This is a genomic window from Carboxylicivirga litoralis (assembly GCF_025499605.1).
In the GTDB taxonomy this organism is placed as follows: Bacteria; Bacteroidota; Bacteroidia; order Bacteroidales; family Marinilabiliaceae; genus Carboxylicivirga; species Carboxylicivirga litoralis.
In genome coordinates, this window is the sequence record NZ_JAFMVC010000004.1 from 197,523 (window position 1) to 219,529 (window position 22,007).

Consider the following 22,007-nt stretch of genomic DNA (forward strand, 5'->3'; position numbering starts at 1 on the left):
AATAGAAATGAAAAAGATGAGGTTTTTAAACATTCTTGCCATTATGGCAATTTTGTTTGCAGGATATGCTTGTGATAACGATGATGAAACACCTGTTATTAATGATGTGAAAATAACACTTAGCTACCCTGATGGGGTAGAACTTAAAGCAGGAGTGAGTGTTAAAGCCAGAGCTACTGATGGAGCTATTGTATACGAATTAAAAACCGATGATACGGGTTCGGTAAGCTATCAACTGCCAGTTGGGTCTTATGAGTTTAGCTCTACAGAGACCAGAGCCAGCAATGGAAAACTAACTGCTTACAATGCCTTGATGAGCAAAGTAATTACTGCTGAATGGGACGAAACATCAGTTATTACACTTGAAATGGAAGCTAGCACCAAAAGCCAGCTGATTATTAAAGAAATTTACTACGGCGGATGTCCAACCGATGATGGAACTGATACGTACAGCTACGGAAATTACATTGTTGTTTATAACAACTCAATGGAGAATGTTGACTTACAAAATCTTTGCCTAGGTTCTATGTCGACAAACTCAAACAGCATGAGTTCAGAGATTAACGATGGCGATGATGATGCATATTGGTTTAAAGAAGACTGGACACCTGCTGCTTATGGGTATTTCTTCTTCCCACATCAAACCATACTTGAGCCAGGAAAAGAATTGGTATTAGCCATTTCGGGTGGTATCGACCATACACAAACACACAGTCAGAGTGTTGACTTATCAAAAAGTGAATACTATGTATGCTACGATATTGATGTATACACACACGCTTTAACTTACCCTGCACCTTCGGCTAACATTGACCCTTCACATTATTTAAATGCTGTTAAATATGGTCCTGGAACGGCAGCTGTTGTCAGCAAAAGCTCACCTGCTTTATTTTTATTTTATGCCGATGATCCATTTGCTTATGGCAGCGACAGAACAGGTGACGATTATTGGAAGGGTAACGATATGTTCCCCCGTAAGAAGGTACCAGCAGAGTGGACGGTTGATGCTATCGAAGCATTCCGTGCAGGTTATGAAAGCAAGAACAAAAAGCGCCTAAATCCTAAAATTGATGCCGGTCACATCTACCTTGAAACAGGAAAAGGTTACACATTATATCGTAATGTAGACCAGGAGGCAACCGAAGCTATCGAAGGTAACAGCGACAAGCTGGTATACAACTATTCGTTGGGTACTGTGGATGTAGAAACCAAACATGGTACTACCGATCCTTCAGGTATTGATGCAGAGGCTTCAATGGCCAATGGAGCAACAATTATTTTTATGGACACTAATAACTCCTCTAATGATTTCCACCTTCGTCAGAAGTCATCATTAAGAAACTAATACCTATATCCGGTATCATATGTCTCTAAAAATTAACACATATAGTATCGCTATCCTATGCCTGCTGGCATGGGATAGCCTACTTTTTGCGCAGGAGAAAACAATGTACATGGAACGGTTCACACAGTTAAATAGTGAATTACAAAGTACGAACCCTTCTTTATTGGGCATTGTGACAGACAGTATCTTGTTAAACGTTAATTCTTATTATAACTATGGTAAAGGAGATTTTGTAAATTACTATTCTCCTGATCAATATTACAATGCCGGGCTTTCTACCCAATCCTACAATCGTTTAAATAATAAAACAGTGGTGCATGGCTATGCCTCCTATGCTTATTATAAAGGAGATAACAGCTCAGGCACATCTTTTCTTTATCCGTACCGGATGCCTTTTAATTTTATTGAAAGAGATGAAGAAGCCAAGGGAGAACGACAAATAGAACAATATCATTTAAAAGGAGCCATTAGCTATCTGGTAAGTTCAAGGTTATCACTTGGGACAAAGGTAGACTACCAAACTATCAGCTTTGCCAAGTTAAAAGATATGCGTAATGCAAATGATATTTTAGATTTAAAATTAAGCAGTGGCTTAATCTACCAACTATCTGATAAGATTAAATTAGGCATTTCCTATAAATACTTGCGTTATATTGAAAACCTGGAAATATTTCAGGAAGGAGAAGCTAATATCGATCATTATGCCTTGGTTGATCGTGGCACATTTATGGGAGTTTTTCACGTATATGACGAACAGGGACTTTTAAAAACTGATAGCCATAAACCCTGGGTGGATATAACACATGGTTTAGCCATACAAAATAGTTATCACTTTGATAAAAACTCTACTTGGTTTATTGAGCTGGCATGCCAAACTGGGAAAGGACAATTCGGAAACGATGGCGACAATGGCATTGTATACTTCCGACATACGAAAACAAATTATTTATTGACGACACAATTCAATTTTCTTAATAACACAACAAGCCATATCATTTCAGGAGCTGCCAGCTACTACGACCTTAATAATAACGAACAGATTTTCAAGGAATCAACAAGCGATGGAGGGCTGCAGCTAGTAACATATATAGGCGAAAAGGAAAGCCTAAAAAGACAACATTATGACACCAGGATTAGATATAATTTATTATGGGGTGATAACTATTTTAAAGCGCCCTGGCAACTGCAAGTAGCTTATAGCTATAGTAATATACAACGTCAGTCATCTTATTACCCTTACTACAGAAAACAAAATATTACATGGTCAGAAATTAATTTTTCTATCTCAAAAACAATTATTAATAAAAAAACTGCCTTTACAATTGGCTGTTCTTCAGGTTATAAAGAAGGAAGAGGTGGAGAACCTATAGATGGGAGTTATATTCCATTTTCGGGTAGTACCGAACAGCCTGACAACTTGGATCATATACTTTATAAGGAAAAAGAATATTTAACAGCCCGGCAATTGACAACATCAGCGACAATGCGTGCTGATTATATCTACAGCAAAAACATGGACATTTATTTACAGCTTAAAGGCTCTTGCCTTAAGCCATTTAATCTGGAATATCTAGAAGGTGATTTTATTAGTTTGTCGGTTTCGGCAGGTTTATCATTTTAAAAACAATTATGCAACCAATCGTACAATGTAAAAACCTTACTCATTATTATGGCAAGCGCTGTATCTATGAGAACTTAAATTTTGAAATACCCAAAGGCCGTATTCTTGGTTTATTGGGGAAAAACGGAACCGGTAAAACCACAACCATTAATATTCTTAATGGCTACCTGAAACCGCGAAGTGGTGAGTGCCTGATGTTTGGTGAAAACTCATCGAACCTGTCACCTGAAACCAAGCAAAAAGTAGGTTTGCTGATTGAAGGGCATGTGCAGTATCCGTTTATGAATATCCACGAGATTGAAAAGTACTATTCGGCTTTTTATCCTCAATGGAAAAAAGAAGCTTACTGGGAATTGATGAAGCTATTGAAGATAGACCCGAAACAGAAGCTATCGCAAATGTCGTGCGGACAGAAGTCGCAGGTGGCGCTGGGGCTGATTTTGGCGCAGGATCCAGAGCTTCTGATTTTGGATGATTTCTCCATGGGACTCGACCCGGGCTACCGTGTGTTATTTGTTGATTACCTAAGCGAATACGCGCGTGCCGAAGGCAAAACGGTATTTGTGACTTCACACATTATTCAGGATATGGAACGATTGATTGATGATTGCATGATTATGGATTATGGAAGTATTCTGTTTCAGAAACCAGTTGCCGAATTGTTGCAATCATTTAAACGTTTCCGTTTTAGTGGTAACGGACAAATCTTTGAGGATATAAAGCAAGTGATTCATCCGGTGACCATCAAAGGCAATACGGAATTCTACTCGTTTGAAAAGAAGGATGAGTTGGCTCGCATCCTGACTTACACTGGATTTAACCCAACTGATATTAAAGAAGAAAGCCTCAGCCTTGAAGAAGCTTTTATTGGATTAACCGGAAAATACTAGACAATGGAAAAAGCACTATTATATAAAGAATGGAAAAAAACACGTTTATTCACACTGGGTATTGCTGCTGTGGGTATTATTCTGCTTGGCTACATTATGCTGAAGATGGGGCGTTCGTTTCGTATGGTTGGTATGGAGCACTTGTGGGATGTCGTTGTTAACCGGAAACAGTTCTTGTTTCGCAGTTTAAAATATTTCCCAATAGCGGCAGCGCTTTGTCTGGGTATGGCACAGTACTTTCCCGAGGTTATTCAAAAACGTATAAAGTTAAGTCTGCATCTGCCTTTGCCCGAGCGGAAGGTGATACTGTTAATGTATGGTTATGGTTTGGGCATATTGTTAGGTATTTACCTGTTACAATTGGTGGGATTATTGGTCTTTTCAACCATTAATTTTCCTTATGAGTTTACCTCTAGTACTTTAAAAACGATTGCACCCTGGTACATGGCCGGTATTATAACTTATTTATTTGTGGCAATGGTCTGTCTTGAGCCGGTTTGGAAACGGCGCGCTTTTAATGGTTTGCTTGGCATTGCCATTGTTTATTTGTTTTTTCTGTCAGATGTGCCATCTGCTTATCAGCCGGTGCTTTACATTTTGCTAGTCACTTTAATAGCAGTTTTTCCTTTCGGCTTTTTATCAGTCCAACGTTTTAAGGAAGGCACACAAGATTAGCAATTGATACAGGATGTAAGATTAAAGACGAATAGAAAGTTAATACTAATCGGCACAAAGTCAGATAATCATAATTAATAGAAAATGAAACCAATCAGATATACAATCATCATTTTGGCCAGTATCATCCTGGCTTGGCTACTTCCCAGTTTCTATCACTTACTAAGCGATAGCTCCGGAAGCAATGCTTTTACTTATTACTCGTCGGTGGAAGAGGCTTTTTGCTCCATTGATTTTGATGAACAGGAAGAACGATTGATTCGCTACAATGTTAAAACCAATCAAAGATATTCAGAGGCTGAGTTCGATAGTATCTTGCCATTCTTTTATTACCGACAGCTTTTGTCAGATGGCCGCCTTCCTGATTCAATAAACGGAAGAACTATCACTTTGAAAGAGGTGAATTCAAAAACCTTTTTTTATCGTTATAATGCCAAGGATAAAAACACGCCATCGATTCCAATTTATACCCTTTTTGAATCTTTCTCGGGCCGTGTAAGGCTTGAAATGCCAGGTGATGTTTTTCGTCTTAAGAATAAGATTGAATTTATTAATCCGGAAACCAATGGGGTGGACAAAGAAAAGTCAGAACGTTTTATGCGCGCCTTCGAAACCAGTGACTTTCAATTCCCGGCGCGTGCAGCCTATGGTAACCCAAGTACTCGTAAACCCTATGATGAAGGCTATTTCATCATTGACAATGATGGGCAGATATTTCACCTGAAGATGGTGAATGGGAAAGCCTTTTTAAAGAATACCAACTTTCCTGCGACCATCAACCCTGTTTATATCTCTACACAGGAACCCGATGATCGAAGCTATTATGCCTTTGTGTTTGATGACGAAAACAATGTGTATCTGATGACCTCGGATAACTACCGCATTGAAACCATTCCTACACCAGGTTTTAATCGCGATAAGGGACGTTTAATGATAATGGCCAATCCCATGTATTGGAATGTCAATGTGCTTTCAAGCCGAGGTAAAGAGTGCTATGCACTGAATGCAGACACCAAGGAAGTGGTGGATAGCTTGTCGCTTCTTACTCCTGAGGAATATGATTTTGCTTTAGCCAATATATTACCAGTAGAGCTGAGGTTTACATCGGGCAATACCGATTATATCAAGCCATCTGTCCGGTTTGCTACATGGTGGGTTTTGCTAACCAATCTGATACTGGTAGCCATTTTTGTTTTTATTGGCAAAAGAAAGAATAAACCAATGCAATTGTTTGAGATCGTTTGGATTGGCATCAGCGGAATATTCGGATTTATACCGTGTTTGATTTTTAAAGAATAGCATAAAAAAATTAACTCAAATTATAGATAGATATGAAAAATAGTATCGTATTAATGATGTCCATACTTTTATTAGTAGCCTGTGGACAAAAGAAGAGCAGTAGTTCTGAAAATGTAACAGTGCAAAAAACGGAAGTGATTGATGTGGCACAAGTGCTCGACAAAGCTGAAAACAGCATTGACAAAGAAGTGGTATTTAAAGGATGGGTGAGCCACGTTTGCAAGCACTCGGGCCGTCGTTGTTTTCTTAAGTCAGAAGACGGAAGTGTTTCAATTCGCGTTGAAGCAGGCGGACAAATCAACGGTTTCAACAAAGAATTGACCGGTAGTCAGTTGCGGGTTGTAGGTGTTATGAAGGTGAAAAAGCTGGATGAACAATACCTTGACGAGTGGCAGGCTAAAGTGGAAGCAGCGCACAAACACGAAGATGTTGAAGAAGGAGGTGAGCATTGCAGTGCCGAAATGGATAATATTAATGAAATGCGCGAATGGATGAAAAAGAATGGTAAGGATTACTACCCGATTTACTTTGTAAACGGGACAGACTATTCCATTCTTAACTAATGTACACTAGCATAAGCTACAGTAGCTGATTTACTCACCTGTATCGTATGCTTGAATCTTGTTTCTAAAAATAAACATGGATAAAAAGAAATTACGTAAATGGCTCAGGTATATACATCGCGACCTGGGCTATTTTTTTGTTGGCATCATCTTAATCTATGGTGTTTCAGGAGTGTTGTTGAATCATAAGATGACGGCCTATTCAACTACCCACCATCAAATTGTTATAAACCAGGGACTGGATAAGGATGAATTAGCCAGCTATTGGAAGAAGAACCATGCCGATTTAAGCTTGAAGAATATAATTGTTCGGTCGAACGATTATCAACTGTTTGTCGATGGTGGAGTAGGTAGCTATCAGCCATCTAGTGGTCAATTGACGTATGAAACCTATCAACGTAATGCCATTATTGATTTTGTGCATCGACTACATTACAATACAGTAAAAGGTTGGAAATACATGGCAGATTTTTTTGCGGTGTCGCTCATTTTCTTTGCCGTCTCAGGTCTGTTTTTGTCGAAAGGAAAGAAAAGTATTAAAGGCCGAGGAAAATGGATTCTGTTGGCTGGTTTTTTAGTGCCTGTTATTATTTTCTATTTTTCATAGGTTTGTGTGCTAGTTGGCAGAGTTAATATAGGGCTCTTGAATTTTCATCTCATTATTTAATCACTTATTAACGTCAGCTTCGCATTAGTTGGCCTATAATTTGTAAACTTGGACCTCAAAATTTAACTTATGAAACGCAGAGATTTTATAAACACTGGCCTGTTGGCAGCCATTGGCGGAACTTTTGCCAGTGCCAATACAATTTCAACAATTGAAAAGAATAAACAGTTATTCAGAGGTAAAGCGAAAAACATCATCTTTTTAGTAAGTGATGGAATGAGTATTGGCACCCCTACCATGACCGATTTGCTGATGCAACGTAAATATGGACAGGAAAGTCGATGGATGAGTCTCTATCGTGAAAATAAAGTGTGTCATGCCTTGATGGATACAGCATCTGCTGATTCGCTGGTAACCGACTCGGCAGCAGCAGCCTCGGCATGGGGAGGAGGCGTTCGTGTGAAGAACGGAGCCCTGAACATGGGACCCAATGGTGTTGAGCATCAGCCTATTTTGCAAAAGTTTAAAGCCGCTGGCAAAAAAGTGGGGTGTGTTACAACTGTGCCGATTACCCATGCCACACCGGCGGGTTTTAGTGTCAACATGAAGAACCGTGGATTACAAGACAAGATAGCCGATAAATATCTTGAACTTCGTTTTGATGTGATGATGGGCGGAGGTCAGGAATATTTTGACGGGACAAAGCGAAGTGATAAGAAAGATATATTCCCGGACTTTAAAGCGGCGGGTTTTAGTGTGGTTCGCAACAAAAAGGAGATGGAGTTGCTGGAAGCCGGTCAGCCAGTGCTTGGAGTATTCTCAGAATCAGGCTTGCCTTTTTCACTCGACCAACATTCTGATAAGGAGCTGACAGAGAATATACCTGCATTGGCCGAAATGACAGACACAGCCATTAATTTAATGAAAGATAACCAAGACGGCTTTGTTTTACAGGTTGAAGGTGGAAAAGTAGATTGGGCTGCCCATGCCAACGATACAGGTGCTTTACTATACGACCAGATGGCCTTTGACAAAGCGGTGGAAGTGGCCGTTCGTTTCGCTGAAAAACGGAATGATACCCTTGTTATAATCACCACTGACCATGGTAATGCAAATCCGGGCTTAATAAAAAGTAAAAAGGTCGATCAGAAATTTAATTTAATCCAGACTTTTAAACATACCAATGAGTGGATATTGAATAGTATTAAGCCAAGTGATACACCGGCCAATGTTATAGAGCGAATTAATTATGCGCAAGGTTATGCCATAACAGAAGAAGAAGCAAAAACGCTGTTGAAGGCCTACGTTTCATTTGATAATAATGGGTTGTATAATGCATATAACTTACCATTTCGTCAATTGGCGCAAATACAGGAAGAGTATATCTCAGTGTATTGGGCAGGCATGAATCATTCGGCTGATTTTGTGACACTGTCAATGTTTGGTGTCGAAACAGAGGCTTTGCCGCCACTGGTCAAGAATTACGAGTTACACAACTATATGCTGAAGGCGGCTGGTGTATTGAAATAATAACCTTATTAAAAAAGACAACCGAGGCTTTTGTACCTCGGTTGTTTAGTTTTCTGATATCCTCAGGAAGCGTCATTTATATTGATAGAATCGTCAAATCGACAGGATGCATCCTGGTATTAATGGGTTTTCCAGTTGGCCTTATCGCTTTCTCATCCCCACATAGGTTTTCGTCATATCTGATGGCACACAAATAATATAGTCGGCTTTATTCAGGTAGCTTTCGTCCAGTTTATCAATGTTATCCTGCGAAACCGTTGTTATGGTTTTAACTTCCACACCCGGTTGGTATAATTGTAAATATTTCCGGATGCCTCCATCATCGTCGGAGTGGAAACTACCATTATAATGGATAAACAGCTTTCCATCTTTTAAATTTTGTGTGATGAAATAAGCCATTGTTGCATCTTTAGAAGCTTGAGCTTTGGCAATCGGCAGGGGACTTTTACCCATCATCATACCACCCATTTTGGCAATCAATACCGAATCAGCATCAAATTCAATAGGGAGCGGCGCTATAAAGCGTTTAGCTTCATTACTCAGTTCATTAAGCTTATCAACGCCTTTTTTATTGGCTACAGCAGCATAACGCCTTGGTATATTGCTGGCCACAAAATGAACTGCCGAATCTTTCGCGAAGCGGATTAATGGTTCATAATCGGTGTCGTAATTGCTCCAAAGTCGGCATTCTGCCTCAAATTTTTCGACAGATATAAGGCCGATCAAATATTCATCTAATATCAACTGATTATCGGCTTCAAACATTTCGGCACCCATAACGATTTGCCCTTCTTTTTCGGTATATAATGATTTGGTAACCTCCAGCTCCAACCAGTGCGCGATGGGATTATTGTGATATTCGCCAAACAGCACAATCTCTGTTCCGGACAAATCACTAATCATCTTCTGATATTTGACCTCCTTACCTTCTGCGTTAAATAGCTTATAGGCTGGTTTATCCGGTTTAAAACCTGTTAAAGCCAATAGGCCAATTAAGAGTGTAAATGAAAGTTTAGTTTTCATTGTGTTTTTTATTTATGTGATTGATATTTCCCATGTTAACTAACACGAATAGGTTATAAATGTTTAATTCTAGTGCCACCCATGTTTTGCGTTAGTAAAGGTATCTATTACCATGGAATAGGTATCCCTATTTCTTAGTACTTAGTTTTAGGGATGAATAACACTAAGGCGTTATTATAATAGGAATTGTGAATTGTTTCAGTTGTTAATACGCCAACTTAAAAGCTATTATTTACCAATAAATTGGGATTGTTGAGCGCGTGGAGTGAGCATAATTTTGCAGTATCCAACAAAGCTGAATATATCAGACAATTTACTTATTTGAGACCTCACATGAAAACAATTTTGGATACCATGTCTTTTAAGAGCCGAGCCTATTGGGTATTAATATTCTTTTCAGTCACAAGTGTTGTATTTGCACAGGCTGATGTTGATCCCAATCCTCTGACAAACCAATGTCTTATTCAATTAATTGATCCGGCAGATAAAGAACCATTAGTTGGTGCTCATATTTGTGTTGAATTGGCAGATGGCCGTAGAGTATATGAGGTGTCAGACACCGAAGGGAAAGTTAAACTGCTATATAGTGGCGAAAAGGTTGGGACAGTGGCCATTTCATCCATTGGGTATGTAACTACTTATATGCAATTAAATGAAATAGAGGATGGAGCCATTATTCCTGTTAAAGCCGATGTGTTTAATATTAACCAGGTGGTGGTGACCGGAACCAGTGAACCAACGCCTGTGGATAGCTCTATTTATAAAGTAAAGGTGATTGGTGAAGAAAAAATACGCCAGTCTGGTTCGGTTAACCTGGCCGAGATATTATTGACGGAGGCCAATATTCGCATTGAAAGTGATATGATGCTTGGCAGCCAGATAGAAATGTTGGGCATGAGTGGTTCTAATGTTAAAGTGATGATTGATGGGGTGCCAGTTGTTGGTCGTTTAAATGGGAATATCGACCTGAGCCAGATAAACATGTCCAATGTGAAGCAAATTGAAGTCATTGAGGGGCCGATGTCAGTTATCTACGGTAGCAATGCATTGGCCGGAACCATTAATATTATCACCAAAAAGAACAACTATCACGATGTGTCTGCACAAGTGGATGCGTTTGTCGAAAGTGTTGGTCGCTACTCGGGTAATGGAAGTGTTTCAAAGCGTTTGGGCAATAGCTCAGTTAACCTGGATGGCGGTTACGAATATTTTAGTGGTGTTGATTATGATGAGTCGTCGCGCTTAATGGATTGGAGGCCCAAAAAAATATATAGAGGAAATGCCAACTACCAATATCAAACAGATCATTTGTCATTTGGTGGTAAAGTAGGCTATTACAGCGATCAACTGTTTGTTCAAAGTGATATACTTGATGCCAAATACAATGTGAGTGATTCGTATTATTATACCGATCGTCTCGATTTTGCAGCTAACTTGGCCCATAAATGGGGCAATAGCTCGATTGACGTAGTAGCAGGTTATAATTTATACGAGCGCTCGTCAGACGGCTATTCCATGTCCTTAACCGATTTGGAAAAAACATGGCGCGAAAAGGTGATTTCACAAGAGGCCAGTCAGTTTATGACCCGGGCGATATACAGTACGGCTTTAATACCAGGCAAACTAAGTTTGCAGAGTGGTGTCGATATCAGCTCAGAAACGTTTGAAGGGCCTCGTGTTGTGGATCAAAAACAACAGCTGGGAGATTATGCGTTGTTTCTGAATATGAACTTCGCCATTACGCCTTCATTTGAAGTGCAGCCGGGTATACGCTTTGCCTACAACACAAAGTACGATGCACCAGTTGTTTATTCATTAAATACCAAATGGAACATTCGTAGTGACCTGAGCTGGCGGGCATCGTTTGCGCGTGGTTTTAGGGCACCTGAATTAAAAGAGCTGTTTTACGAGTTTATTGACAGTAACCATGAAATATATGGAAACTCCGATTTAGAAGCTGAATCATCGTATAATGTGAACACTTCATTTGATTATAAGCTTCAACACGATATTCACAATTGGCGCTTTAATGTAGCGGCTTATTACAACACGGTTGATAACTTAATTGCCTTGGCAAGTGTGGCCGATAGCGATGGCTGGCAGTACTACAATATCTCAGAATACCAATCGACCGGAACAAATATTGATGTTAACTATGGCTTTAAGAATAATCTACAGTTAAGGCTGGGTTACGGACTGACCGGGCGTCAGAGCTCCGTTTCAGAAGAAAGCGGTTACGATGAATTTAATTTTTCGCACGACCTGTTTGCCGGGCTTAAATGGAAGGAACGAAAATCCAGTGTAACCTTGGCGATTGACTATAAATACACTGGCGAAATTCAGGATTTTCAGTTGAGCGGTGATGTCATTACCGAAGTCAGACAAGAAGCCTATCAGATTATGAATGCCTCAGCCAGCAAAAGCTTTTTCAAGAATAAGCTACAAACCACACTGGGTGTTAAAAATATATTAGATGTCACCTCGGTAAATCGTACGAATTATGTTGGAGGTGCACATTCCGGAGGGAGTGGTACTCCAATCTCTTACGGACGCTCATTCTTTATTAACCTGATTTATAAATTCAACAAACTATAATAAATAATTTAAAATAAAATTGACATGAAAAAGGTACTATTTGCTTTTGCAGTAGCCTCTTTAGGCTTAGGATTTACATCTTGTGATGATGATGAGAAAATTACACCAATCGATTACGGTATGAAAACCTTTGAAGCCGACTATATGTATGATACCGATGAGGAAAGTGCCTACTACGGGAATCATACACAACAAACGTTTATGAAGCTGGGTGAAGAAGAAGCCGTACATATGGGTGTGATGGGCGATGATTCATGGACTGACTTCTCGATGGTGGCCGATCCGGAGCATGAGGACTATAATATTTCAACTAACATAACAGGCTGGGACCTTGCATTTACTCATTATACTGCAATGCAGGTTGAGTATCCTGGCTATGGCTTATATACGGTTACTGCTTCAGGGGTTTTAATTAATACCGAAGAAGGTATTGAGGTAGGTGTATATGATTACACCGATAGTGAGGATATTACTACAATATCAAGTGCTTTTGCAGATATGACATTAGCTGATGTTGAAACCTATAACTTAGAATATAGCTCCGATATTGCTACTATTGGATATGGTTGGAAAACGGTTGATACATCTGTTACTCCAGCTTTGTATACAGTAAACAGCAATAAATTCTACATCCTAAAAATGAATAATGGTGATGTGTATAAGCTGCGTTTTGTTAGTTTTCAAACCTTCAATGGTGCTGACCAAAGCCGCATTGCAGAGTGTGAATATGCTTTAATGGAACCAACTGAAGCAGCTGAATAAATTACGCATAAAAACAGTATTAGATTATCCCTGTTCTTACTCCCAAATAAGGACAGGGGTATAATGCTTATGAATTGACTGCCAAATAAATGAACAACTATCCTAAAGGTGATTAGAAAAAGCGAGGTGTTGGGTTGCAGTATCAAACTTCTGCCTTTTGCCTTCAACTTATTGACTGTTTAATAAAGGATAACTAATGAATAAAAAATACCTCATCGCTCTGTTATTGGCCATTGTAGTCATTGGAATCAGCTACACGGCCTGGAGCAAATGGCTGGCACCTACTAAAGTGGCACTGATCAACTACCCTGAGTTTATGGCCACCAAAATAGCCCGTTCGGTCGACAACTATTTCATCGATGTAGATATTTACGAAGATGAAAACGAAGTAAAAAAGCTGGAGCAGTACGATATGATGCTCATCTTTGGCATGGGGCTTAAACTAACAACAGAACAGGAAGCGTACATTAAACGTGTAGGTGAAAAAGGAACAGGTATTTATCTGCAATCATCTACCACAAAAGGCTTGGAATTAACCAATCTGGAAGATAGCGTTAAAACAACCGTTAAAGATTACCTCGACAATGGCGGTAATAAAAATTACGCCAATGTATTGTGCTACATTCGCACGGAGGTGGCTCAAAAACCATATTTTGTACAAATGCCAGACGCACCCCTGGAGGTATCATCCGATGTGTTATTTCACATCGACGAAGATGTAGCCTATGAGAAGGTGGCCGATTTTGAGACTTATGCTCAGGAAAACGGTTTTCATAAAGAGGGACAAAAAAAAGTTATCTTTTTCACAAGTATACCGGGGCCTTTTATCGCCAACCGCGATCACCTCAATAGCCTGATAGAAGAAATGCAGGGGCGCGGCGTCAATCTGTACCCTGTATCAGGATTCCGAGGCCGCTTAAACTACCTGAAAGAAATCAAACCCGATCTGATTATCTACATGCCGCATGGCCGCTTGTCGATGGGAGGCTCAGCAAAGAAAATTGCGGTCTGGTTAAAACAGCAGAATGTACCGGTCTTGTGCCCGATAACAGTGCATCAGCGTGAAGACGATTGGTTAAAAGACCGGCAGGGAATGGTGGGAGGTCTTTTGAGCCAAAGCGTCACCATGCCCGAGTTTGATGGCGGTATTGTGCCTTACGCTTGTATTGCTCAGGAGGAAGACGATAAAGGCTTTCTGATTTTTAAAGCCATCCCCAATAGGATGAAGAAGTTTGGACAAATGGTGAGTAACTACCTCAAGCTGCAGGTAATGTCCAATGAAGATAAAAAACTGGCCATTGTCTATTTTAAAGGGCCTGGTAAAAATGCACTGACGGCAGCCAACATGGAGGTATTGCCATCGTTGCACAACATGCTGTTACACCTGAAAAAAGAAGGCTACGATTTAGGTAATCTGCCATCCGATTATCCCTCTTTTGAGAATGAAATTATGACTAAAGGGCCGGTATTAGGACCTTATGCTGAAGGTGCTTTTGATAAGTATTTAGCTACTGGTGAGCCTGAGCTGATAGCTGTTGATGATTATAACCAGTGGGCCGCCAAGGTATTACCCGAAGAACTAATGCAGGACGTTGTTGAACGGTATGGCAAAGCGCCCGGTTCGTACATGGATGTGTACCAGGATGGTAAAGAATACATTGCAGTTGCCCGCGTAAAATTTGGTAATGTGGTGCTCTTGCCCCAACAGATGCCTGGTTTAGGTGATAACACCTTTGAATTGGTGCACGGGGCCAAAGTGGCGCCACCACACACCTATATAGCACCATATCTGTGGATTCAGAAAGGCTTTAAGGCGGATGCTGTGATGCATTTTGGTACGCATGGTAGTCTGGAGTTTACGCCCGGTAAGCAAATTGCTCTGTCGGATTACGACTGGACTGACCCCTTGATTGGCACTGCACCACACAGCTATGTGTACACCATCTCTAACGTAGGCGAGGGCATGATTGCCAAACGTCGCAGTTATGCGTCTACACAAACCTACCTGACACCGCCTTTTATTAAAGCCAATGCCATGCAGAAAATGCAGATTCTGTCAAATAAGCTGAATCAGTATACGCAGGCCAAAGGCGCACTCAAAACCGAATACGCTTTATCGGTGAAAGACATCATCGTTGAAAAAGGGATGCATAAGGAGTTGGACTTAGATAGTTTGCCTGGTCAGGCTTATACGGAAGAGGAGATGATTCGCATTCAGAATTTTGTGGAAGAATTGTCGCACGAAAAAATTACAGGTGGATTATATACCATGGGTGTGCCGTATTCAGCAGAAAAACTGGATGAAACCATTTTAATGATGCACAACGATGAGCTGGCTTATCACCTGGCTGAAGTGGATGTGTTGGCGGGTCGTGTTACTCGTGAACAGTTACGCGACAGACAATGGGTACGCAGTAATTATATCACACCAAGTGAAGCTTACGTTAAGCAAGTGCTTAAAACAGGACAGACCAATGCTATGTATAAGCAATTAATTGCCAAAGCAGACTTAAAACGCGCTATGGCCTGGCAGAAGCTGCAGAACGAAGCCAATACAAAAGCTTCAGCCCATGGAGGTGGTCATCCGCACGGTGTTAAAAAGGAAGCCAGTCATCCACATGGAGTAAAAAAGGATGGAAAGAAAGCCGAAAAGCCCAAAGTAGATGGAAACTCAGGTGCTAGTCAGAAGAAAGAAGTAGGTGACCCTAAAGAGAAAGCATTTGCGATGGCTGTGTTTAATGTGGAGGCAACGCTAAAATCTATCCTGAGCAAAAAAGATGAACTGGCCAATAGTTCGCAAATGGAGTTTGCCGGTATTGTTAATGCCTTGAACGGTCGTTTTACATCGCCTACACCCGGAGGAGACCCGGTAGCTAACCCGGAGACAGTGCCAACAGGTCGTAACCTGTTTTCGGTTAATACAGAAAGTACACCTACCAAGGAGGCATGGAATGTAGCTAAGAAGCTAGGCGATGACTTATTGGCTGATTACCGGAAGAAGCATGGAGCTTATCCGCAAAAGGTAAGCTTCACCCTATGGTCGAGTGCCTTTATTGAGTCGGAGGGAACCACTATCGCACAAATATTGTATTTGCTAGGGGTGGAACCTGTGTGGACTCCACGTGGTAAGGTAAACGATATCCGTTTAATGGATGAAGAGGAGCTAGGACGTCCACGCATTGATGTGGTGATTCAAACTTCTGGTCAGCTGCGCGATTTGGCAGCTTCACGTTTAGCAGTGATAAACCGGGCCATTAGCATGGCTGCCGAAGCAGGTAAAGAAAATAATTTTGTATCGAAAGGGATTGCTGATGCTGAGAAACACCTGATTGAGAAAGGCTTTTCTCCTAAACAAGCCCGTGCTTTTGCGGCGCAACGTGTGTTTGGTGGTGTTAATGGTAATTATGGTGCCTCCATTATGGGTATGGTCGAAGCCAGTGACCGTTGGGATAGTACATCAACGGTGGCGCAAACCTACATCAATAATATGGGGGCATTCTACGGCAATGAAAAGGAATGGGGTGAATTTAACGAGGGTGTTTTTGAAGCGGCCTTGCTCAATACCGAAGCAGTGGTACAGCCGCGTCAGAGCAATACTTGGGGAGCTCTTAGCCTCGACCATGTGTACGAATTTATGGGGGGGCTGAACCTGGCCATTCATGAGGTAACCGGTAACGATGCCGAGTCGTATTTCAATGATTTCCGCAATGCCTCCAATCCTCGTATTCAGGGATTGAAAGAAGCTATTGGCGTGGAAAGCCGTACCACCTTGCTTAACGAGCGCTACATTAAAGAACATATGAAAGGGGGTGCTTCTTCAGCGGATGGCTTTGCTGAAACCTTCCGCAATACCTTTGGCTGGAATGTGATGAAACCGTCGGTGGTGGAAGAGCGCCTGTGGAATGATTTGTACGATGTGTATGTTGAAGATAAGCTGAACCTGGGTGTGCATGATTTCTTCGAAAGAGAAAATCCTTATGCATTGCAGGAGATGACTGCCGTAATGCTGGAAACAGTTCGTAAAGGCATGTGGAAGGCCTCTGCCGAACAAATCAAAGCCATGAGTGAATTGCATGCCGGGTTGGTTGAACAGCACGAAGCTGGTTGTAGTGGTTTTGTATGCGATAATGCCAAGTTGCGTTCATTTATTAGTGAGCAATTACCGGCTGAGCAACAGCAGGCTTATTCCAAAGAGATTGATACTGTTCGGGAATCTAAAAAAGAAGCCTCGGAAGAAAATATGGTGCTGAAAAAGGATGAAAAAATCAATCCGCAAGAGCAAACAGACCTGACCATGAACTTCGATTTGAAGACCGTTGGTGGTATTGCATTGCTAGTTATTATTCTCATTATCTTTTTTATTCGACGACGAAGGAAGTAAAGTATAGTGCACGGTGAACTGTTCACCGTGAGCCGTGCACTATTACTTTAAAATAGATATAATCAAGCTGCCTGGCTCTTAGTTATCAGCTATCAACAAAATAAAATGCAAACAATTGTTATAACACTATTCATATTAGCCATTGTCTCATTTGCCATACAGTTGCAACTATTTCGAAACCGTTGGTTGCTTTGGGGATGGCTGTTTGTCGTGGCGCTCTTTGTTTATTTTATGCATCATCTGGCCATCGACCAGAGTTATAAAACATTTAGAGCTACCCTTACCAATTCGAGTGTGATGATGGATTTCACAGTGTTGCAGGTGATTGAGGCAGTTGGCGGCCTATTAGTCAGTATATTTTTGATTCGTGCGCATTACAATGAACCGGTCAAAAAGTTTTTTAGATATTCCATTTATTTACCGGGCATTATCATCTTTCCTGCGTTGTTTTACCTGGAAAGTATTTTCTTTCTGCAGGTGCATGGTATAGACTTTAAATCTGTTGCCTTGATTGTTGCTATCATCGCTATGGTTGTGCTATACATACTGGGGTGGGGATTTAAAGCCCTGATACCAGAGTTTGACCTGCAGCTGGAGATGAAATTTATTGTACACCTTTTGCAGTTAATAGGAGGTATCATCCTTTCGGTAGTCATGTTGCGTTTACCGATTCATTCGGCTGGTCAGGAGTTATCAGCACTGCCAATGTTAGTGCTTCTGTTTGTTGCATTGGGTGGTATAATTTCAGGCTTATTCTGGTATCGAATCAAACTAAAACGTTTTGCAAAAAGGCAGGTTGCTAAATGATAGGATCAAATCATGCATTTATAATGAATTATTAATAAACGACAGAACCTTGGGTTTATACTTTAGTTTTCTGTCTTTCAAAATGAACAAATGGACGAAATAACAAAAGTTTTATATTGGATTTCAACCGGATTATTGGTGCCGGTTATTGTGCTCTTATTGCTGTTTTTTGGGCGTGCCTTAATATTGATTGGTACGTTTTATAGCATGTATATTCAGAAACTGAAGTTTAATAAACAAATGCGTTCGGTTTTTGATGAACTCACTCATAACAATGTTAGGTCTGAACTTGAAAATGTACCCGTCTCCGATAAGTTGATCAGCTCAATTTATATAAAGAAGCTATTAAAAAGCTTGCCGGATGAGGTGTATTACGATAAAGCATTGAATGATTTCGAAATCATGTGCCAAAAGGATTTAGCTGGCGCACAAACTTTGGCCAAGCTAGGCCCCATACTAGGCCTGATGGGTACGCTCATTCCGATGGGGCCGGCACTGGTTGGTCTGGCCTCGGGTGATATCGCTTCAATGGCCAGTAACATGCAGGTGGCCTTTGCTACAACGGTTATAGGTTTGCTGATTGGAGCTGTTGGATTTATTGTCCTTCAGATTAAGCGTCGCTGGTTTGCTGCCGATATTAATAATCTGGAATTTGTGGTGGAGCTGTTGAAGAAGAGTAGTAAGTAGTTAGAAGACAGAAGGAAGAGGTGAGAAGAGAGAGAAAAGGGAAGAGTTGGGGGTAATTGTTAAGCTGTTATAGCAAATTCTCGACTGCGGACTAAAAAAAAGTTAGCTACTAACTATTTGCCTATAATTTCCAGTTTATAATATTATATACCAAGCTGAAAATAGCTAAGCGCCATTAGCTGGTAGCTATTAGCATTTAAAGAATAAAAACATGCGTCGTTCAAAACGTTTTTTACAAGAAGAAGATATTGACCCAATGGCCACTGTTTCCAACCTGTTTGATGTGGCCATGGTATTTGCCCTGGCACTGATGGTGGCTTTGGTGGCTCGTTACAAGATGACAGAGATGTTTTCCAAAGAAGATTTTACTATGGTGAAAAATCCCGGACAGGAAAACATGGAAATCATTACCAAAAAAGGAGAGAAGATTGATACCTACAAGGCTTCAGATGAATCCAGTTCGTCCGGCAATAAAGGAAAGCGTGTTGGGGTAGCTTATCAACTCGATAATGGTGAGATTATTTACATGCCTGAATAGTCTGATACTTATATAGTATAGACCAGGAATACTTTATTGATAAAGCCAGGAAAACATTGTTGTTTCTCTTGGCTTTTTGGCTTAAAAAATGGCTATTCGTTTTTGATACATTGCTTTTGTTTCTCCTTGCCACATTGGTAGTGAAAAAGAAAGCGTCTCGCCGTTCAAAAACCATTGTTTTTGTTGACTTCAAAAATACCATTGCGTAACTTTAGTTGTTTCTAAATGAGAACAGTTCTTATTTAGTGATAATTTAATATTGACATCTCTAAAATGTTAATTATATAACCAATAAGAATTAAGTATGAAAGATCATTCTAAAAAAGGTAAATGCCCGGTTATGCATGGTGCAAACACCGACACCAATAGTTCAGTAATGAGTTGGTGGCCTAAGGCGCTAAATTTAGACATCTTACACCAGCATGACATGAAGACCAATCCACTTGGTCAAAACTTCAACTACCGGGAAGAATTTAAGAAACTAGATTTGGAAGAGGTGAAAAACGACCTCAGAAAACTAATGACAGAAAACCAGGAATGGTGGCCTGCCGATTGGGGACATTATGGCGGTTTAATGATTCGTATGGCATGGCACAGTGCCGGAACCTATCGTACGGCTGATGGCCGTGGAGGTAGCAACACTGGCAACCAGCGATTTGCTCCGCTGAATAGTTGGCCTGACAATGTAAACCTTGATAAAGCTCGTCGTTTATTATGGCCGGTTAAGAAAAAGTACGGTAATAAGCTTTCCTGGGCCGATTTAATGATTTTAGCAGGAAACATGGCTTATGAATCGATGGGATTCAAAACATTCGGTTTTGCGGGTGGACGTGAAGATATTTGGCATCCGGAAAAAGATATCTATTGGGGCTCAGAAAAAGAATGGTTAGCTCCAACAGGAAGTGAAGGTAGTCGCTACTCTGGTGAACGAGATTTAGAAAATCCACTTGCCGCTGTAATGATGGGATTGATTTATGTTAATCCTGAAGGCGTTGATGGTAAACCAGACCCACTAAAAACGGCTCATGATGTTCGTGTCACCTTTGCAAGAATGGCCATGAACGATGAAGAAACAGTTGCCTTAACTGCCGGTGGGCATACTGTTGGTAAAGCGCACGGAAATGGTGATGCATCAGTGCTTGGGGCTGACCCAGAAACAGCTGATGTGGAAGAGCAAGGGTTCGGATGGAAAAACCCTAAGGGGAAAGGATTTGCAGAAGACACGGTAACAAGTGGTATAGAAGGTGCCTGGACAACAACTCCCGATAAATGGAATCAGACGTATTTTCATTTATTGCTCGATTATGAATGGGAAATAAGAAAAAGTCCTGCTGGTGCTTCTCAGTGGGAACCAATTGACATGAAGGAAGAAGACAAACCTATGGATGCCCATGTTCCTAATGTACGTCGAAACCCGATCATGACAGATGCAGATATGGCTTTAAAAGTTGACCCTGAATATCGAAAAATAGCAGAGCGTTTTTACAAAGACCATGAATATTTTAAAGAGGTATTTGCCAGAGCCTGGTTTAAACTTACCCATCGTGATTTAGGACCCAGAAGCCGTTATCTTGGAGCCGATGTGCCGAAAGAAGATTTAATATGGCAAGACCCAATTCCAGCAGTAGATTACTCCCTTTCAGAATCAGAAATTGATGAATTAAAAACAAAACTTCTGAATAGTGGATTAACGCCAACAGAACTAATTAATACCGCATGGGATAGTGCAAGAACTTTCAGAGGTTCGGATTTTAGAGGTGGTGCCAATGGAGCAAGAATCCGCCTTGCCCCGCAAAAAGATTGGGTAGGTAACGAACCTGAACGTTTGGATAAAGTATTAAATAAACTTGCTGAAATTCAAGCCGGACTGAATAAAAAAGTGAGCATTGCTGATTTGATAGTGCTAGGAGGTAGTGCCGCGGTTGAAAAAGCAGCCCAGGATGCAGGAGTGAATATTAAAGTTCCATTTTCACCTGGTCGCGGTGATGCAACGGCAGACATGACCGATGCAGATTCGTTTTCAGTTCTTGAGCCGTTACATGATGGTTTTAGAAACTGGCAGAAAAAAGAATATGTAGTTAAACCGGAAGAAATGCTTCTTGACAGAACGCAATTAATGGGCTTAACGGCACCAGAAATGACTGTTTTAGTTGGAGGTATGCGCGTTTTAGGTACTAATTACGGAGGTACAAAGCATGGTGTATTTACTGACAAAGAAGGTGTTTTAACCAACGACTTTTTTGTGAATCTAACAGACATGCAATACTCATGGCATCCGGTTGCTGAAAACCTTTACAATATTGTTGAAAGAAAAACAGGAAAAACGAAATGGACAGCCACCAGGGTTGATTTGGTTTTTGGTTCTAATTCAATATTGCGTGCTTATGCCGAAGTTTATGCTCAGGACGACAATAAGGAAAAATTTGTAACCGACTTTGTGAAAGCATGGGTGAAAGTAATGAATGCAGACCGCTTTGACTTAGGTTAACTCAATAATAATCATTAAAAGGAGGGTGTCCAAAAAACATTACTATTTCTCGCAAAGTGCGCAAAGTAAGAAAATTACAAAGAGCGCAAAGTTCTGAATAGTACTATTCTAGATTTTTCGTCCTTTGCGAAATCCTTTGCGTTTTTAGCGTGAAACTTTATTTTTGGCCACCCTCTTTTACTCTGTTTTAATGAAT

The 22,007-nt window shown here is 40.6% G+C and carries 16 protein-coding genes; 15 read left to right on the forward strand and 1 reads right to left on the reverse strand.

The features are described from left to right. Positions 1-7: 7 nt before the first annotated feature. The 8 genes from J1N10_RS06030 (at position 8) to J1N10_RS06065 (ending at position 8,530) form a co-directional block, all read left to right on the forward strand. Positions 8-1,345: a DUF4876 domain-containing protein gene (locus tag J1N10_RS06030; protein WP_262325782.1), complete on the forward strand. Its 1,338-nt coding sequence runs from the start codon at positions 8-10 to the stop codon at positions 1,343-1,345. 109 nt (positions 1,346-1,454) lie between these two features. After that, a complete protein-coding gene (locus J1N10_RS06035; RefSeq protein WP_262325783.1) occupies positions 1,455-2,966 on the forward strand; it encodes a DUF6850 family outer membrane beta-barrel protein in 1,512 nt (503 codons plus the stop codon). 8 nt (positions 2,967-2,974) lie between these two features. After that, a complete protein-coding gene (locus J1N10_RS06040; RefSeq protein ID WP_262325784.1) occupies positions 2,975-3,856 on the forward strand; it encodes an ABC transporter ATP-binding protein in 882 nt (293 codons plus the stop codon). Positions 3,857-3,859: 3 nt separating this feature from the next. Then, positions 3,860-4,531, forward strand: coding sequence for a hypothetical protein (locus tag J1N10_RS06045; RefSeq protein ID WP_262325785.1), 672 nt, complete (start codon positions 3,860-3,862; stop codon positions 4,529-4,531). Between the two features lie 84 nt (positions 4,532-4,615). Further along, entirely contained in the window at positions 4,616-5,830 is a 1,215-nt protein-coding gene (locus J1N10_RS06050; protein ID WP_262325786.1) for a DUF4857 domain-containing protein, read from the forward strand. A gap of 32 nt (positions 5,831-5,862) precedes the next feature. After that, positions 5,863-6,393 (forward strand): asparagine--tRNA ligase, encoded by a 531-nt coding sequence (locus tag J1N10_RS06055; protein ID WP_262325787.1) that lies wholly within the window; start codon positions 5,863-5,865, stop codon positions 6,391-6,393. Positions 6,394-6,469: 76 nt separating this feature from the next. Then, a complete protein-coding gene (locus tag J1N10_RS06060) occupies positions 6,470-7,000 on the forward strand; it encodes a PepSY-associated TM helix domain-containing protein (protein WP_262325788.1) in 531 nt (176 codons plus the stop codon). Positions 7,001-7,129: 129 nt separating this feature from the next. Continuing rightward, positions 7,130-8,530, forward strand: coding sequence for an alkaline phosphatase (locus J1N10_RS06065; protein ID WP_262325789.1), 1,401 nt, complete (start codon positions 7,130-7,132; stop codon positions 8,528-8,530). 141 nt (positions 8,531-8,671) lie between these two features. On the opposite strand, the gene J1N10_RS06070 is transcribed toward J1N10_RS06065, so the two are convergent. Then, a complete protein-coding gene (locus J1N10_RS06070; RefSeq protein WP_262325790.1) occupies positions 8,672-9,553 on the reverse strand; it encodes a ChaN family lipoprotein in 882 nt (293 codons plus the stop codon). Positions 9,554-9,886: 333 nt separating this feature from the next. Here J1N10_RS06070 and J1N10_RS06075 point away from each other — a divergent pair, with 333 nt between their 5' ends. The 7 genes from J1N10_RS06075 to katG all read left to right on the forward strand — a co-directional run bounded on the left by J1N10_RS06075 (position 9,887) and on the right by katG (position 21,811). After that, positions 9,887-12,148 carry a TonB-dependent receptor plug domain-containing protein gene (locus J1N10_RS06075; protein WP_262325791.1) on the forward strand — a complete coding sequence of 754 codons (2,262 nt, stop codon included), beginning with the start codon at positions 9,887-9,889 and terminating at the stop codon, positions 12,146-12,148. Between the two features lie 24 nt (positions 12,149-12,172). After that, a complete protein-coding gene (locus J1N10_RS06080) occupies positions 12,173-12,910 on the forward strand; it encodes an HmuY family protein (protein WP_262325792.1) in 738 nt (245 codons plus the stop codon). Between the two features lie 196 nt (positions 12,911-13,106). Next, a complete protein-coding gene (locus tag J1N10_RS06085) occupies positions 13,107-17,291 on the forward strand; it encodes a cobaltochelatase subunit CobN (RefSeq protein ID WP_262325793.1) in 4,185 nt (1,394 codons plus the stop codon). 105 nt (positions 17,292-17,396) lie between these two features. Continuing rightward, complete coding sequence (locus J1N10_RS06090; RefSeq protein ID WP_262325794.1) at positions 17,397-18,098, forward strand: hypothetical protein; 702 nt, start codon at positions 17,397-17,399, stop codon at positions 18,096-18,098. Positions 18,099-18,188: 90 nt separating this feature from the next. Next, positions 18,189-18,785 (forward strand): MotA/TolQ/ExbB proton channel family protein, encoded by a 597-nt coding sequence (locus J1N10_RS06095; protein ID WP_262325795.1) that lies wholly within the window; start codon positions 18,189-18,191, stop codon positions 18,783-18,785. Positions 18,786-18,996: 211 nt separating this feature from the next. After that, a complete protein-coding gene (locus J1N10_RS06100) occupies positions 18,997-19,323 on the forward strand; it encodes a DUF2149 domain-containing protein (RefSeq protein WP_262325796.1) in 327 nt (108 codons plus the stop codon). Positions 19,324-19,627: 304 nt separating this feature from the next. Further along, positions 19,628-21,811: a catalase/peroxidase HPI gene (gene katG / locus J1N10_RS06105; protein WP_262325797.1), complete on the forward strand. Its 2,184-nt coding sequence runs from the start codon at positions 19,628-19,630 to the stop codon at positions 21,809-21,811. Positions 21,812-22,007: the final 196 nt, after the last annotated feature.